The 15086-nt window shown below is 62.7% G+C and carries 19 protein-coding genes; 8 read left to right on the top strand and 11 right to left on the bottom strand.

What is annotated here, in order from left to right:
* Positions 1-119 precede the first annotated feature (119 nt).
* From AAG689_RS02050 to AAG689_RS02065, 4 genes are all read left to right on the top strand, one after another.
* The gene (locus AAG689_RS02050) at positions 120-332 is read left to right on the top strand and encodes a hypothetical protein (RefSeq protein ID WP_406624550.1); all 213 of its coding nucleotides are present in this window, start codon (positions 120-122) and stop codon (positions 330-332) included.
* 146 nt (positions 333-478) lie between these two features.
* Complete coding sequence (locus tag AAG689_RS02055) at positions 479-691, top strand: hypothetical protein (RefSeq protein WP_406624551.1); 213 nt, start codon at positions 479-481, stop codon at positions 689-691.
* A gap of 112 nt (positions 692-803) precedes the next feature.
* Entirely contained in the window at positions 804-1154 is a 351-nt protein-coding gene (locus AAG689_RS02060) for an RNA recognition motif domain-containing protein (protein ID WP_406624552.1), read from the top strand.
* Between the two features lies 1 nt (position 1155).
* Positions 1156-1440, top strand: coding sequence for a hypothetical protein (locus tag AAG689_RS02065; protein WP_406624553.1), 285 nt, complete (start codon positions 1156-1158; stop codon positions 1438-1440).
* A 317-nt stretch (positions 1441-1757) separates the two neighbouring features.
* On the opposite strand, the gene AAG689_RS02070 is transcribed toward AAG689_RS02065, so the two are convergent.
* The 3 genes from AAG689_RS02070 to AAG689_RS02080 all read right to left on the bottom strand — a co-directional run bounded on the left by AAG689_RS02070 (position 1758) and on the right by AAG689_RS02080 (position 3362).
* Positions 1758-2006, bottom strand: a complete 249-nt coding sequence (locus AAG689_RS02070; protein ID WP_406624554.1) for a hypothetical protein — start codon at positions 2004-2006, stop codon at positions 1758-1760.
* A 39-nt stretch (positions 2007-2045) separates the two neighbouring features.
* Positions 2046-3059, bottom strand: a complete 1014-nt coding sequence (locus AAG689_RS02075) for a serine protease (RefSeq protein WP_406624555.1) — start codon at positions 3057-3059, stop codon at positions 2046-2048.
* 90 nt (positions 3060-3149) lie between these two features.
* The gene (locus AAG689_RS02080; RefSeq protein WP_406624556.1) at positions 3150-3362 is read right to left on the bottom strand and encodes a cold-shock protein; all 213 of its coding nucleotides are present in this window, start codon (positions 3360-3362) and stop codon (positions 3150-3152) included.
* Positions 3363-3696: 334 nt separating this feature from the next.
* On the opposite strand from AAG689_RS02080, the gene AAG689_RS02085 reads away from it, so the two are divergent.
* Positions 3697-4512 carry an IS5 family transposase gene (locus tag AAG689_RS02085; protein ID WP_406622888.1) on the top strand — a complete coding sequence of 272 codons (816 nt, stop codon included), beginning with the start codon at positions 3697-3699 and terminating at the stop codon, positions 4510-4512.
* 110 nt (positions 4513-4622) lie between these two features.
* Positions 4623-4916: a response regulator gene (locus AAG689_RS02090; protein WP_406626268.1), complete on the top strand. Its 294-nt coding sequence runs from the start codon at positions 4623-4625 to the stop codon at positions 4914-4916.
* A gap of 300 nt (positions 4917-5216) precedes the next feature.
* Here the strand turns inward: AAG689_RS02090 and AAG689_RS02095 are convergent, their stop codons facing one another.
* From AAG689_RS02095 to AAG689_RS02130, 8 genes are all read right to left on the bottom strand, one after another.
* Entirely contained in the window at positions 5217-5459 is a 243-nt protein-coding gene (locus AAG689_RS02095) for a hypothetical protein (RefSeq protein WP_406624557.1), read from the bottom strand.
* Between the two features lie 602 nt (positions 5460-6061).
* Entirely contained in the window at positions 6062-6271 is a 210-nt protein-coding gene (locus AAG689_RS02100) for a 2-hydroxymuconate tautomerase (protein WP_406624558.1), read from the bottom strand.
* A gap of 31 nt (positions 6272-6302) precedes the next feature.
* Complete coding sequence (locus tag AAG689_RS02105) at positions 6303-7277, bottom strand: Bug family tripartite tricarboxylate transporter substrate binding protein (RefSeq protein WP_406624559.1); 975 nt, start codon at positions 7275-7277, stop codon at positions 6303-6305.
* 29 nt (positions 7278-7306) lie between these two features.
* Positions 7307-8281, bottom strand: a complete 975-nt coding sequence (locus AAG689_RS02110; RefSeq protein ID WP_406624560.1) for an NAD(P)H-quinone oxidoreductase — start codon at positions 8279-8281, stop codon at positions 7307-7309.
* Position 8282: 1 nt separating this feature from the next.
* Positions 8283-9455, bottom strand: a complete 1173-nt coding sequence (locus AAG689_RS02115; RefSeq protein ID WP_406624561.1) for an acyl-CoA dehydrogenase family protein — start codon at positions 9453-9455, stop codon at positions 8283-8285.
* Between the two features lie 22 nt (positions 9456-9477).
* Complete coding sequence (locus tag AAG689_RS02120; protein WP_406624562.1) at positions 9478-10434, bottom strand: tripartite tricarboxylate transporter substrate binding protein; 957 nt, start codon at positions 10432-10434, stop codon at positions 9478-9480.
* Positions 10435-10470: 36 nt separating this feature from the next.
* Positions 10471-12546, bottom strand: coding sequence for an acetate--CoA ligase family protein (locus AAG689_RS02125; RefSeq protein ID WP_406624563.1), 2076 nt, complete (start codon positions 12544-12546; stop codon positions 10471-10473).
* Positions 12547-12589: 43 nt separating this feature from the next.
* On the bottom strand, positions 12590-13402 hold the full coding sequence (locus AAG689_RS02130; RefSeq protein ID WP_406626269.1) for an enoyl-CoA hydratase: 813 nt from the start codon (positions 13400-13402) through the stop codon (positions 12590-12592).
* Positions 13403-13482: 80 nt separating this feature from the next.
* Here AAG689_RS02130 and AAG689_RS02135 point away from each other — a divergent pair, with 80 nt between their 5' ends.
* On the top strand, positions 13483-14274 hold the full coding sequence (locus AAG689_RS02135; RefSeq protein WP_406624564.1) for an IclR family transcriptional regulator: 792 nt from the start codon (positions 13483-13485) through the stop codon (positions 14272-14274).
* A 4-nt stretch (positions 14275-14278) separates the two neighbouring features.
* Complete coding sequence (locus AAG689_RS02140; protein ID WP_406624565.1) at positions 14279-15061, top strand: IclR family transcriptional regulator; 783 nt, start codon at positions 14279-14281, stop codon at positions 15059-15061.
* The last annotated feature ends 25 nt before the right edge of the window (positions 15062-15086 follow it).

Raw genomic sequence — 15086 nt, forward strand, 5'->3', positions numbered from 1 at the left:
TCAGCCATTGCGCAGAGTGTCTACGAAGATGCTGCCTACTCGGTTGCGCCGCCCGCTCTTGGCCAGTGAGCGCTGCGGAATGACACGCCAGCTACTGCACCACGGCCTGCGAGAACCCTTTGACGATCTCTCAGTTGTGCAACTGCCTGATCGGCACCACGACGTGCAGGCGCTTGCCGCCGCTGGTGAAGGCCGGCAAGCTCAGCTTGCTGAGCCGCGCTTCTGTGTCTTTAAAACCGTATGAAATATTGTTTGACAACCAAATTCCAATGATGAATAATAAGACACATTGCGAACCCATTTCGCCATTAATCGCAACGCCTGCTGATTAGCTGCAAGCCGCTAACGCAGGGTCTTATGCGGCACCGTCGCCCAATTGGTCTGTAGAGCTGCGGCCAACTTGGTTCCTTTACAGCTCCCGCAGGCTGCATCCCGCCGGCGATTTCGACTGAATAACATCTCCAAAATCGGCATTTCCATGGGCGAGTACGTCGTTTCGCCCGCGACACATCAGACCGCCTGCGGTCGCTTCGGTGCCTCGTTCTCGGTGCGTCACCCCCACGGTGACGGCAGTAGTTGCCGAATCTTCCATATCGACAAGTCGTTCGCCTCACGCGAGGCTGCACGGCTCTTCGCAGTCACGCAGGGTTGGTTACAGACTTGCCAACCTCTTCCCATTGCTGGCTGGTGATCTGCTGCTGCGGATGTCATTCTCCTTGCCAAATTCTGCGGCCGTAAGCCGCTCAAACGTGTTCCAACGGCACGACCTTCGTTGCGAAAGTTCATTCAGAAAGGCTCCATCCATGAGCAAAAAGATCTACGTGGGTAATCTTCCCTATTCCGTCACTGACTCCAGCCTGGAGAGTAACTTCTCCGAGTTCGGCGGTGTAACTTCCGCCAAGGTCATGATGGATCGCGACACCGGCCGTTCCAAGGGCTTCGGCTTCGTGGAGATGGCTTCCGCCGAAGTTGCCCAAGCCGCTATCAGCGGTCTGAACGGTATGTCCGTCGACGGACGCTCGATCGTGGTGAACCTAGCACGCCCCCGAGAAGCAGGGAGCGGCTCGGGCAATCACCCCACTGCAGGGTACAGGGCCAGCAACCGCCCGGATGTCGGGTATGGCAATGGCGGCTACGGCGGCGGTCGCTACTGAATTGCACGTCACCAGTGAAAGCCGGCTTCCAGAGCCGGCTTTTTTCGCCCGCTGCCCGCTCGACAAATTCGGCAGTGAGTTGGATCTATGGGTGGCCAAGGCCAGGGCCGATGGCGAACAGGTCCCGCTGCTGGTGCATGCGGGCGTGCGCTGGTGGCTGGCCCGCGACGATCTGCTCAGCAGACCTGCCCATGCGCGCGTTCCCTGCGACTACTCGAATGGAGCCATGGAGCATTTCAGCCTCCAACTCCTGTCGCAGATGCTCTACCGTGGACGTGCGCCGTAAACAACGTGCGATTGACGGCAGAGGGAATCAAGCGGCGCTGGTCTGGTGGGCCAGCGTCAAATGAAGCGAGGCGAAGTGCATCGCGGACCAGGGTCAGCCCTGGTGCCGTTTCTCGCGGATGCGTAGCATCGCAAACCGCAGCGCTGCTACGTCAGCCTCGTCCTTGCTTCGACGGTGCTCTGGTAATGCCACGCCCTCCAGCGCAGCGCCGGATGCCGCCGTTAAAGATGCATGCGGCCACCAAGCACCTGGGAACCCCTTGCGCTCGAAAGAAGTCAGCGTGATGCTCACGCCCATGAAGAGGGTAGTTGTATTGCTCAATGGTGTGTTCCCTTTTGAGGATGCACACTGGCGTTCGCCAATTGCTGCTGATCGCAGATGTTTTTGCCAGTGGTCGTCAGTTGAAGTGAGCCACCCCACCATTCCAGCCAGGACAATAGAACCATATTTTCAATCGTTGCCTCGTCAATTTCGCTTGCGCGCCGGTGGCGCAGCAAGTGAGCGACATGGGGCAGTTCGGCACGAAGCGCGTTCTGCATGAGTTGGGATGAATGTGCGAGAGCCATGTTGGCCTTCCATTGTTCAGACCGAATTGGCGATGCACGCTACGCTGGCTGGGTCAGCGCCATAAGCACATCTGCATACCAGGCGCAGTTGAGGCCCAGCGTTTCATCGATCGCCGAATCACGCGTGCGCATGTCCATGCGAGTGGAATGCACGCCGAGCAACTGCCATGACTGCAACGGCCCATTGCAATCGGTACGACTCCTGCGGCGCAGTACAGGAGCGCCGCTGCTGCCGCGATGTGTTCTTGCATCCGTCAGGAAATAGCCCTGCCGTTGGAAGCGCACACCGTATGCCGATGCGACGGATGCGCAGCGGGCGACGGGGAGGTGATGCACCGTATCGTGGAAGCCCAGCGGAAAGCCAACGACTACCAAGCTGTCTCCAATGACCGCAGCATCGCTCGTGAGGTCGAGATGCGATGCGTCGAACGCGTGCAGCACCGCACCTACAGGCAGGCGGTCGGCCTCCAGTTCAATAACGGCGATATCCACGGTGCCGCCTGTGTCGGTTGCCTGCCGCCATAGTGAGAGGCCATTGCGATACAGCGGTATCGAGAAAATCGCGAACTGTGTCAGGTCGCTCGTATCGGTATGCAGTTCGATCTCGATACGGTCTGGAAAATGGTTGCTTTGCTCGTCGGTGAAGACATGCCGATTCGTCACCAGGAACAACCGGCCATCGCGGCGGAAGAAGAATCCGCTCGCACCCGTCAAGATCTGCGACCCTGCGTAAGTGCGAATGTGTGTTGTAGCCAGCAGCGCGTCATCTACCGGCTCGCGTGAACTCGGGGTTTCTTGTTTCGATGCAGCTCGCGCAAGCACCGTGTGCACCCTGGCAACGTCGTGTTCAAACGCACCCAGCACATGGTCCGAAATGGCGGCGTTCAGCATGACTGTGCGTGCTGCCTCGGCATGTGCTTCGAAAGAACGCCTTAACGTATCGTGGGCCGCGGCAGGCAACGCTTCCAGAACTGCAGGAAGCAGCGCATCCAATGCGATCAGAGAACCTTTGAGCGCGCAGATGCGCTCTGTGGCCTCCTGCAGATTTTTCATTTCAGCGGTACCTTAAAAAAAAGCGCGGACAACCGCGCTTTGGATGAGCCCTCGCAGGCCAAACGGCTGAGCCGCTCAGCCCGATGCACATCAACTCACCGCACGAATATTGGAAGCCTGCGGGCCCTTGACGCCTTGGGTGATTTCGAACTGCACGTGCTGGTTTTCGGTCAAGGTCTTGAACCCGCCGCCCTGGATTTCACGGAAGTGCGCAAAGAGATCCTTGCTGCCATCGTCGGGGGCGATAAAGCCGAAGCCCTTGTCTTCGCTGAACCATTTCACGATGCCGGTTTGTGTCGTCATATCGATTTCCTTCAGAGATGCCGGGACGCAACATCGCGCCCAGCGAAGAGACGCCAAGAAAATCACCAAGGGAGATTCGACACAGCAGCTGGAAAATCCAGGAGACGCGAAAAAGGACCGATGCAATGATGGCCTTGCACATATCAACGAGCCCATAGTACGCGCATTGCCCTCTGCGTGCCGGTTTTCCAAATTTATATTTCCTGTGGTTGTCGGGAACTGCCTGCGGACGGCGTTGACGGAGCGGCCACGCGGCGCATCTTCCTACGGCTCATACAAGGTGAGGCCTTAGAGCGTGTTATGAACTTGATAGCGCGTGCGGTAGATTCGCCACATGGCAAGGCGCAAGCAGTACCCCACGGATGTCACGGATGAGGAGTGGGGCTTCGCGGCGCCGTACCTGGCACTGATCGACGAGAAGGCAGCGCAACGCCGGCACGAACTGCGCGAAGTGTTCAATGCCTTGCGCTGGATGGCCCGTGCGGGTGCGCCCTGGCGCATGCTGCCTGGGGACTTCCCGCTGTGGGAGGCGGTCTATCAGCAAACACGCCGCTGGTTGCAAGCAGGATGCTTTGAGGCAATGGCCAACGACCTTCGCTCGGTCATTCGCGTGGCGCAAGGACGCCAGGGCCAGCCCAGTGCGGCAGTCTTGGATGGACGCACCTTGCAATCGAGCTGTGAGAGTGGTCCGCGTGCTGGCTACGATGGTTACAAGCGGCGCAACGGCTCGAAAGTGCACATGGCCGTCGATACGCTGGGGCATTTGCTGGCCGTCCATATCACACCAGCCAATAAACAGGAGCGAGCGCAAGTGGCGCCGTTGTGCGAGGCGGTGCAGGAAGCGACAGGCGAGACGGTGAGACTGGCCTGGGCCGACCAGGGCTACACGGGCGAAGAGCCCAACCGGCAGGCCAGCGAGCACGGCATTGATCTGCAAATTGTCAAGCTGCCCGAGGCCAAGAAGGGCTTTGTGCTGCTGCCCAGGCGCTGGGTGGTCGAGCGCAGCTTTGGCTGGCTGGCGCGATTCAGAAGGCTCAGCCGCGACTATGAAAGATTGCCCGAAGTGCTCGCCGGATTGCATTTCCTGATCTTCGTGATCCTCATGCTGCCAAAGGCGTTGCCTGCCTTGGGCACGGGGGTGAGTTCATAACACGCTCTAGCGTCGTTTTATGCACGAAAGCCCACCTACGATGTCTCTCCGAGTCCTACTTGTCGAGGACAGCTCGACCATATGCGAAGTGCTGATCCCTGCTGGAAGAACTGGCTGGCATGCATGTCGTTGCCATAGCGGACGAGGTAGCAGGAGCGCTACAGGCAATCGGAGAGGTAGCATGGGACGTCATCGTGCTGGATCTGTTCCTCAAGAGCGGCACAGGGCTTGACGTGCTGAAAGGCATGCCAGCAGCGGACTTCGCTAAGAGCAAGGTGCTGGTGCTGACGAACTACGCCACCGCGGACATACGCCAGAAGTGCCTGGGCCTGGGTGCGAATACGGTGTTCGACAAATCCACTGAAATCGAGAGCTTCCTCATGGCCTGCGCAGAAATGCAGTAGGTCACCCCTGGTGCAGTTCCTGTCGAATGCGTCGCATTGCAGCCCGCAGAGCTGCAGCATCGGCCTCATCCTTGCTAGGCCGATGTTCCGCAAGCGCCACACCCTCCAACTCAGCCCCCGTCGCTGCCCTCAGTGAGGCGTGAGGCCACCAGACGCCTGGAAGCTCCTCGCGCTCGAATGAATCCGGGGTGATGCTCACGCCCATAAAAAGGGTTGCCGCCATGTATCGCCTTCGCGTGAACCCAGCCATCGTGCTTGCACGACGACAAATCGGACGGCGAATTATTCCGGGAATTATTTCTACGCCATCGCGAGAGCGGCGAGGGCCCTCTGCCGCAAGCACCGCCGCATCGCGAGCAGTGCACGCCCGTCCGGCGTCAGGCCGTGGATCGTGGCGTACCGCGCACCCGTGGGAAGGATGTGTAGCACTCCATCGATGAGCTTCTGCGCCCGCAGTGAAAGGAAGGCCTCGATGTCCGCGCGTTCGACCACGACGACGGCGTGCCCGGTGCGGGCGGTGGCTTCAAGCAGTTTCGTTTCCATGCTGTGCTTTCGTGAGTGCCGCTACGTGGCAAATAACTGGGATCACAAGCGTGGGGGCCTTGGGATGCGTGGAGCCCACTGTAGCCAGGTGGCGTGACAAAGCCAGGGCCGGATGCGGCAGCGGCTCCGAAACCGTAACCTGATGAAGTCAACTGAGTGGGTGCAACACCCGAGCCGCGTGAGAAGGCTGCTATCAGTTTTGCGGCAGAACAGGTGCATATGAAACATCTCGGTACAAGGTAGGACCGCCGCCAATGGCAAGAAGCCCCAGAGAACGGTCACGTTTCGACGCGCCGCCCAGGCGCCGGGCACTGGACACTCCCTGCATCGGTGGCTGGCGTGCAGGATGACGCGGCAGCCCCAAAGCTCAAGCGCCACCTCTGGGGCATCACCGTCCTGATCGCGCAGCCGATGCGCGTTCACCAACCCTGCGGGTGCCATCCCCTAGGGGGAGGCGTCCGCAAACCAACGAGCCTTTTCCATGTATTCCACAGCACAAGCAACTGCAGCCGAAGCTGTCCCCGCGTACCACGCTGAGGCCTTCACGCTGGTTCTATAGGATGTCGGCACTGCATTTCGCCAACTTGGGCTGTTGTCGAAGATCACTGTTTCTCCCGCGCTGCGTCTTCCCGAGCCTGCACGGATACGCCACCTACGGCGTAGTTGTACTTGGGCATATCCTGGATCATGATGCGCACGTTCTGCGCGGGGGATCCTAGAGACTCAGTAACGGCCTGCGTGAGGTTGCGCATCAGGTTGGCTTTCTGCTCAACCGTTCTTCCTTCGAAGAGGTAAACGTGCAATACGGGCATGTCGTATTCCTTCCTAGTAGGTGGGGGTGGCTTACTCGACCTTGATACCGGCGAGGTCGGCAATGCGTTTCCAGTTCGCGATGTCCCGGCGCATGAGTTGGCCGAAGTCGTCCTGTGAAATGCTCGTCGGCTCCATGCCGAGTCCCTGGACCATGCTGCGGTAGCCGGCGCTCTGGGTGATTTCCGTCAGTTCCTTCGCCCACTTCGCCACGATGGGCTGTGGCGTGCCAGCGCGCATCAGCACGCCCATCCAGCCGCAGGATTCGAAGCCTTCGTAGCCTAGCTCCTTGAGCGTAGGAGTCTCGGGCATGAGTTCGTAGCGCGTGGAGGACGCTACCGCGAGCACCTTGACCCGGCCCGCCTTCGCCATCGGCATCACCGATCCGGCATCAATCAGCGCGTAATCCAGCTGCCCGCCAAGCAGGTCCGTCATCATTGGAGCGCCACCCTTGTATGGCACGTGAACGGCCTTCAGGCCCGCCAGGCGGTTGAATAGTTCTCCATAGAGATGTGACGTGGTGGCATTACCGGCCGAACCGAAGCTGGTGGCGCGCGCGCCCGCCTTGTTTGCGTTGACGAAGGCGTTCACGGTCTTTGCCGGGTTGTCGCTGCCGATCACGAGAGCGGCCGGTGCGCACAGCACCTGGGTGATCGGCACGAAATCCTTGAGAGGGTCGTATGGCAGCGTGCGTCCGACCGCCGAGTTCTGGATGTGTAGCGTCGTGGTGAACAGCACGGTATAGCCGTCGGATGCTGCATTCGCCACGGCCTGGGTACCGATGATCGCGCTGCCGCCGGGCCGGTTCTCCACGACCAGGGGAACACCCCACTTCTGGTTCAGCGCGTTGGCCAGAAAGCGGGCCGTCGTGTCGCCCGATCCCCCTGCCGGGTACGGAATGATCAGCTTGATGGGCTTGTTCGGATAGGCCGTCTCGGTCTGCGCATGGGCCATAGGCATCACCAGCGCCGCAACTGCAGTCATAGCTGCCATGAAGTTTCTGTACATGGTTAGTCTCCGTTGTCGAGGGGTGGGTTTCAGGAGCCGGGCAGCAGCAGGATCTTTCCCCTGGCCACGCCCGAAGCCAGTCGCTCATGAGCCTCTGCGGCTTGCGCAAGCGGGTAGCGGCTGTCGATGAAAGGATGGATCCGCCCCTGTTTGATCAGGGGCCAGATGTGTTCGTGCAGTTCCGCCGCGATCCGGGCCTTGAAGGCTTCGGGGCGATGGCGCAGCGTGGCGCCGGCAATCGTGAGCTGGCGCGTCATTAGGCGCGGGATGTCGAAAGTCGCGGAACTGCCGCCTTGGAACGCAACGAGCACCAGCCGCCCGCCCACGGCCATGGAACGCAGGTCGCGCGCGACATAGTCGCCGCCCACCATGTCCAGCACGACGTTCACCCCCTTCCCATCTGTCAAGGCGCGAACGCGTTCGACGAAGTCCTCGGTGCGGTAATCAATGGCCGCCTGCGCGCCCATCTCAAGGCACAGCGCGCACTTTTCCGGCGAGCCCGCCGTGGCGTAGGCGGTGTGGCCCATGGCAGCGAGCATCCGAAGGGCCAGCGTGCCGACGCCGCTGGCGCCGCCGTGCACCAGGACGCGCTCTCCCGGCTGGAGCCCGCCTAGCTGCCAGATCATCGTCCAGGCGGTGAACGCCGCTTCCGGCAGCGCGGCGGCGGTTTCCATGTCCAGCGGGCGGGGCACCGGCAGGCATAGTGATGCTGCGGCAACGCAGTATTGCGCGTAGCCTCCGCCGGGCAAAAGTGCGCAGACCGCGTCCCCCGCCTTCCACTGCGTAACGCCTGGCCCCACCTCGGTCACGTGGCCCGATACCTCCAGCCCCAGCAGGTCGGAAGCGCCGGGCGGAGGCGGATAGCCTCCCTGGCGCTGCACTAGGTCGGCGCGGTTGATGCCGGCGGCCACGACCTGAATCACCACCTCGCCCGGGCCCGCCGTGGGGCGGGAGCGGCGGCTTTCGCGCAACCCGCCCGATGCGTCGACTTCGATGCAGTACACGCTAGGCACCCCGCTTGCCGGGCTTGCCGATCCAGCCCATCTGCTTGGCGATGACTTCGAGCATGACCTCGTTGGCCCCGCCGCCGATGGCGACGATGCGCAGGTCGCGCAGCATGCGCGCGATGCGGCTCTCCCACATGTACCCCTGCCCGCCGAAGAACTGCGCGCAGGCCGAGGGAATGTCGAGCGCGAGCTTGCCGGCCAAGTATTTGGCCATGGAGGCGAGCTTGACGACTTCCCCGCCGTTGACGATGGCCTCGCCAGCGCGGTAGGCCAGCGCGCGCAGGGCTTCGAGCTGCACCTGCATCTCGGCCAGGCGCTGGTGGATCACCGGGTTGTCGATCAGCGGCCGGCCGAAGGCCCGCCGGCCGCCGACGTATTCGGCCGTCAGTTCCACAGTGTCCGACAATGCGGAGAGCGTGCGCAAGCAGGCCCACATTCGCTCGTGCTGAAACTGCTCCATCTGATAGATGAAGCCCTTGCCCTCCTCTCCGATCAGGTGGCGACGCGGCACGCGCACGCCGTCGAAGAAGACGGGCGCCGTATCGGAGCAGTGCATGCCCAGCTTGTGCAGCGGCTTGCCAACGGTGACGCCGGGCGTGTCCAGGGGCACGACGATGAGCGACTTGTTGCGGTACGGCGCGCCCTCGTCTCCGGTATTGACCAGCAGGCTGATCCAACGCGCATGGGTGGCGTTGGTGATCCACATCTTCGAGCCGTCGATGACGTAGTCGCCCCCGTCCTTGCGGGCCCGCGTGGCGATGGCCGACACGTCCGACCCCGCGCCCGCTTCGCTCACGCCGATGCTGGCCACAGTTTCGCCGCGGATGGCGGGCACCAGGAACTCCTCGCGCAAGTCGTCGCTGCCATGCGCCGCCAATGCCGGTATGGCGGACAGGTGCGCCCCGATGGCGAGCGGGATGCTGGCGCAGTGCGCATGGCCCAGCGTCTCGGCCGCCACCATCACGTAGGAAAAGTCCAGCTCCAACCCGCCATAGCAGGCGGGCTTGTTGATGCCCAGCAGGCCCAGTTCGCCCGCGCGCCGGAATATCTGCGGCAGCGGCGCTTCGCCTTGCGCTTCCCAGGCCTCGGTGTGGGGGTCGAGTTCCTGCTGGACGAACTTGCGGATGCCGTCGCGCATGCTCTCGTGCTCGGCCGTGAAAAGGTGGCTCATGGCGTACCTCTCTGTCGTGAAGTCAGCGTTGCGCCAGGCCGGCGCTTTGCAGCAGGGCGCGCTCCTGCTCGAAGGCCTGCCGGGCATAGGCAGCGTATTCCTGGGGCGTGCGGTGCCATGCGGTTTGCTTGATGGCTGCGAGCAGCTCGACGTGGCGCGGGTCGTCCAGCGCCTTGGAGAAGGCATCGCTCAGGATCTGCACGACCTCGCGCGGCATGCCCTTGGGGCCGACCAGCCCATAGGGGCTCTGCAGCACCAGATCGATGCCCAGCTCGCGGGCCGTCGGCACATCAGGCAGCAGGGCGCTGCGCTGAGGCTCCCACAGCATCAGGATGCGCACCTTGTCGCCCAGGGCCGTCAGCGTGCTGATGGCGTCCGCGTTGACCATCACCTCGCCCGCCAGCAGCGCCTTCGCGGTCTCCGCGCCGCCCTTGTAGGGGATGTGGTTGAACTTCAGGCCCGTCTGGCGCTCCAGCTCCGTCATGCCCAGGTGCTGAGTGCTGCCGATGCCGACCGAGGCGTAGGAGAGCGCCCCCGGATTTTTGCGCGCATAGTCCGCCACGTCCTGCCAGCTTTTGAAAGGCGAGTCGGCACGCACGCCAAAGCCCAGCAGATAGCCCGAAATGCCCGTTACGTAGGTGAAGTCGCGCAACGGATCCCAGGCGGTTTTCTGCATGTGCGGAAGGCGGAACATGGTGACCGGCGCCTGGGCGAGGGTGTAGCCATCGGGCGCCGCGCGGCCCAGCAGCCCGGATGCCGCCAAGGTACCGCCGGCACCCGAGACGTTCTCGACGACGACCGGCTGGCCCAACTGCTTGCCCACCAGGTCGGCTAGCAGGCGTATCTGCCGGTCGGTACTGCCGCCGGGCGGGTAGGCCACTCGCACGGTGATGGCGCGGCTGGGAAAGGCCGGCTCGGCGAAGCTGCTGAGGGCGAGGCAGGCCAAAAGGCCGGTGAGAACTCGAAAGAAAAAGGTCATGGTTGTCTCCATCCAGAGCGGTCTTTGCCGTTCGTATCAGTCGTTGGAAAGAATCAGAGCATCCAGGGCGATGGCGCCTTGGGGTCGCGCCAATAAGGGGTTGATTTCGATGTCGGTGACCTCGGCGGGCATCGCCAGCGCCGCGCGTGACACCGCAGCGATCGCGTGGCACACGGCGTCCAGGTCGACGGGAGCCGCACCGCGGTATCCCGTCAGCAGGCGGTAGCCGCGCAACTCGCGCAGCATGTCGTGTGCGATGCGCTCATCGACAGGCAGCAGGCGGTGGCTCACATCGCGGAAGATCTCCGTGAAGACTCCACCTACACCCACCGTCATCGCGAGGCCGAAGACCGGGTCGCGCGTAACGCCCACGATCAGCTCGCACACGCCGCTTTCCATGCGCTGGACCAGCACGCCCTTGATCTGCGCGCCGGGTACGTGCCGCTTTGCGCTGCTCATCACTTCCTGGCTGGCTTTGCGCACGGCGGCTTCGTTCGTCAGGCGCAGGCGCACGCCGCCCACTTCGGTCTTGTGGGCAATGTCGGGACTGAGGACTTTCAGTGCCACCGGGTAGCCCATCTCGCTGGCATGCAGCGCTGCCTGCTCGGGCGTTGCCGCAGGCCGTTCCTCGCACACCGGCACGCCATACCCGGCCAGCATGCGCTTGGCTTCGTACTCGTCGAGCTTGCGAGGAACCGGCACCGGGTCTTTGCCGAAAAGCATTTGGGCTCGCAATTGAGTCCAATGACCTCGCTGGCCGGCTTCCTCGAACCAGGGCAGGTATACCGCCATAGCATCCACGGCGCGGGCCGCGTCGGTAAACACCGGTACGCCTGCGGTCTGCAGGCGCTCGCGCGAGCTTGCCTTGCCGGTATCGATGGCGATGAACAGGCGCCCCGATGTGCGGGAGGCTTCAATCAACTCGTCCGCTATCCGGTCGAGCAAGTAACCCGTGCCATAGACCAGCACGGCATCCACATCGTCGTTCTGCGCCAGTGCATCGAACACTTTGGCGGCGATGCCTTCGCGGTTATAGAGATTGGCGGTCAGATCGATGGGGTTGGCAACCATGGCCAGTTCCGGCGCGGTGTAGCGTAGGTGCTGCTGCAGCGCTTCGGGAAGCGTGGGCACCTGCAGGCCTTGCGTGACCAGCATGTCTGTCAGCAGCCCGCCCATGGCACCGGAGATGGATGCCACCGCGATGCGCCGCCCGCCACGCCGCCCACGAAAGCCCGCCAGATAGGCCAGGTCCACCAGATGCCCCGGATCGCGCGCCTGCATGACGCCCAACTGGCGGAAGGCGGCGCGGTTGATGGCCCGGTTGCCCGCGAGCGAGGCAGTGTGCGACATCGCGGCGGCACAGCCTTGCTCCGTCTCGCCGGACTTGATCAGGATCAGAGGCTTGCCGGCTTGGCTGAAGCGCTGTGCAACGTCGATGAACCGGGCGCCGTCGCGCAGCCCCTCCACGTAGCCGATGACAGCATGCGTCTCCTCGTCTTCCGCCAGATAGTCCAGGAACTGAGAAAACTCCAGACAGGCTTCGTTGCCCGTGTTGATAAACTGGCTGAAGCGCACGCCGCGTTCGCAGCCGGCTGCATAGATCACCGCGCTCATGTTGCCGCTTTGGGTGACGAGGGCGGTGTGGCCCAGTTCGCGCGGCGGGTAGTCCTTGAGTAGCGTGGCGAAGGCCGTGATAGCGCGCGTATTCATGTTGGCCAGGCCCATGCAGTTCGGCCCGCAAATTGCCATGCCAGTTTCCCGGGCAAAGGCTTCAAGTTCGCGTTGCCGGGCTGCACCCTCTTCGCCGGCTTCAGCGTAGCCGGCGGCATAGACGATGGCCGCGCGCACACCCTTGGCGTGGCAGCGCTGCAGCGTGGGCTGCACCGCGTCGGCACCGATGGCGAGCACCACAACGTCGGGCGCTTGGGGCAGCGACTCGATGTCCGGATAGCAGCGCAGGCCATGCATCTCCTGGTATTTTGGGTTGATGGGGTAGACCGCGCCGCCATAGCCGAAATCGACCAAGTGATCGATGGCAATGCCACCCAGGCGCTTGGGATCCGCCGACGCGCCGATGACGGCGATGGAGCGCGGGTCCAGCAGGCACTGCATGGCGGTCGCAGCGGCAGCGTGAGAGGGCAGGGGAAGTTGCGGCTTATTCACCGGCCTTCTCCAGGTCGGTCTTGTTGTGCTCGATCACCTTCGACATGCCCTTGTCCCGGATTTCGGCGAATTCCGACGAGGCATGCGTGACCTGGTGGGTATCGAAGTGCGCCAGCACAGCGTTGCGGAAACCCTGAATGTCGTAGGTGCGGTTGAGGGACTTCTTCAGCGCACGCATCGCGAAGGGCGGTGCCTGGGCGATGCGCTCGGCCACGGTCATCGTGGCGTCGTCCAACATGTCGCGCGCCACCACGCGGTTGACCATGCCGATGCGGTAGGCCTCGTCGGCCGTAATGCGCTCGCCCGTAAAGAGGAATTCCTTGGCATGGCGCAACCCCATCACCCAGGGCTGGAACAGCACCTCGGTGGCCGCCAATCCCATGGAGAACATGACCGAATCCCAGAACCAGGCATCGTCCGCCGCGACGATGAGGTCGGCCATATTGGCCAGCATGAAGCCCCCGGCCACACAGGCCCCCTGCACCTGCGCGACGACGGGCTTGGGGCAGTCCCAGATGTTCAGGCAGTAGTCGAGGTAGTGGAACTCCTCGTAGCGCCAGCGTTCCTGGGCGGTGAAGTCCGAGCGTTTTTCCTGCGCTTCCTTCAGGTCGTGGCCAGACGAAAAATGCTTGCCTTTGCCAGCCAGCACGATGACGCGCACCGATTCGTCTTTGGTGGCATCGGCAATGGCTTCATCCAGCGCGATCAGCATCTGCCGGGTCTGGGCATTCGCCGCACCCGCTCGGTTGAGCCAAATGCGGCGCACGGCGCCTTGGTTTTCGATGATCAATGAGGTGTCCTGCATGTCGTCTCCGTTCAATACGGTGGTCATGCTAGGAAGGGTTAATTCATAATTCAAACAAAATTAATAGAAATGTGCACAATATGAACACCACACCAAAGAAGGTCGAGGGAGCCCAAAGCGTCTACCGTGCTCTGGACATGCTGGGGCTCATCGCGCGCGGCCACGTCGATGGCGTTCCACTCGGCGATTTAGTCACAGCAATGGGACTGGACCGAACAACGGCCTACCGTCTGGTGAGCACACTGGAGCATGAAAACCTGATCGAACGCCACTCGGATTCGCGCCGTTACAGGCTGGGCATGGCGGCCATGCAGATCGGACTGACGACCATGAGCCGCGCGCCCATACTGGAGGAATGCCTGCCGGTGATGCAGGCGCTGGCACGCGAGAGCGAAGACACGGTGTTCCTCATCGTGCGCAACGGCGACTATGCGCACTGTCTGCATCTGGAGCAAGGCGCCTTTCCCATCCGAGCGACCACGCAACACGTGGACGGCCTGCGGCTGCTGGGCCTGGGAACGGCAGGCCAGGCACTGCTCGCGACCTTGCCAGACGAAGAGATCGAATCGATCCACCGACGCAATCAGGTCGACTACCTGCAGCACGACTTTCCGTTGCCCCGGCTGCTGCGAACCGTCGCTCAAATTCGGCGTGACGGCTATGCTGTCACCACGGACATCATCACGCCAGGCGTGCGCGGCGTAGGTGTGGCCTTCGGAGTGGGCGAAGGCGGGCATGCCGCCATCAGCATTGCCAGCATCGCTAACCGCATGCCGCCACTGCGCGGAGCATGGCTGGTCGACCGCATTCGCGCCCGCCTGGACGAAAACGGATTCATTTCCGTGCCCGGCAATTCACTACATCACACCTAAGTACATGGATACAGCCATCACTGCGCCCGAGCCTCGCATCCAGACCGTCCAGGCAGTATCCCGGGCGATATTCCTGCTGAAGTTGCTGGCGCGCGGCCATGCGGACGGCCAGACCGTGCAGGTGCTCACCTCAGACTCGGGGCTGAACCGCTCCACCGTGATCCGCCTGCTGGGCTGCCTGGAACACTCCGGCTATGTACAGCGCCACGCCGAGGCAGGCCTGTACAGGCTGGGCCTTAATGCCATGCAACTCGGCCTGACGGCTATGAGCAGACCTCCCATCGTGGAGCGTTGCCGTCCGATAATGCAGTCGATTGCACGCTCGACGGAAGACACCGTGTTCCTCATCGTGCGCAACGGCGACTTCGCGCACTGCCTGCACTTGGAGGAAGGGGCATTCCCCGTGCGCGCTATCACTTCGCTCGTCGGCAGCTTCCGCCTCATGGGAGAGGGGACAGCAGGGCAGGCCCTGCTGGCTACGCTCAGCGATGAAGAGCTGCGTGCGCTCTATGAGCGCCATGCGGTCACCTACACACGCAAAGGCTTCACGGAGGACCAACTGCAACAAATGGTGCAGCGCACGCGCAGGGAGCGCTATTCCACGGGGCTCGGCCTTGTCGCACAGGGGGCGAACGCCATCGGCGTGCCGTTCGAGGCGACGCCGGGGCACTATGCCGCCTTGAGCGTGGGTGCGATCGCCTCGCGTATGGACAGCAAGCGCCGCTCGCAGATCGCGCAAAAGGTGAAGGATGCGCTTCGCCGATGGGGATTTACGCCATTTTTCTGAACAGCACTTTCCGGCTTCTCGTGGC

The sequence above is a fragment of the Acidovorax sp. SDU_ACID1 genome, from assembly GCF_045291395.1.
GTDB lineage: Bacteria > Pseudomonadota > Gammaproteobacteria > Burkholderiales > Burkholderiaceae_C > MR-S7.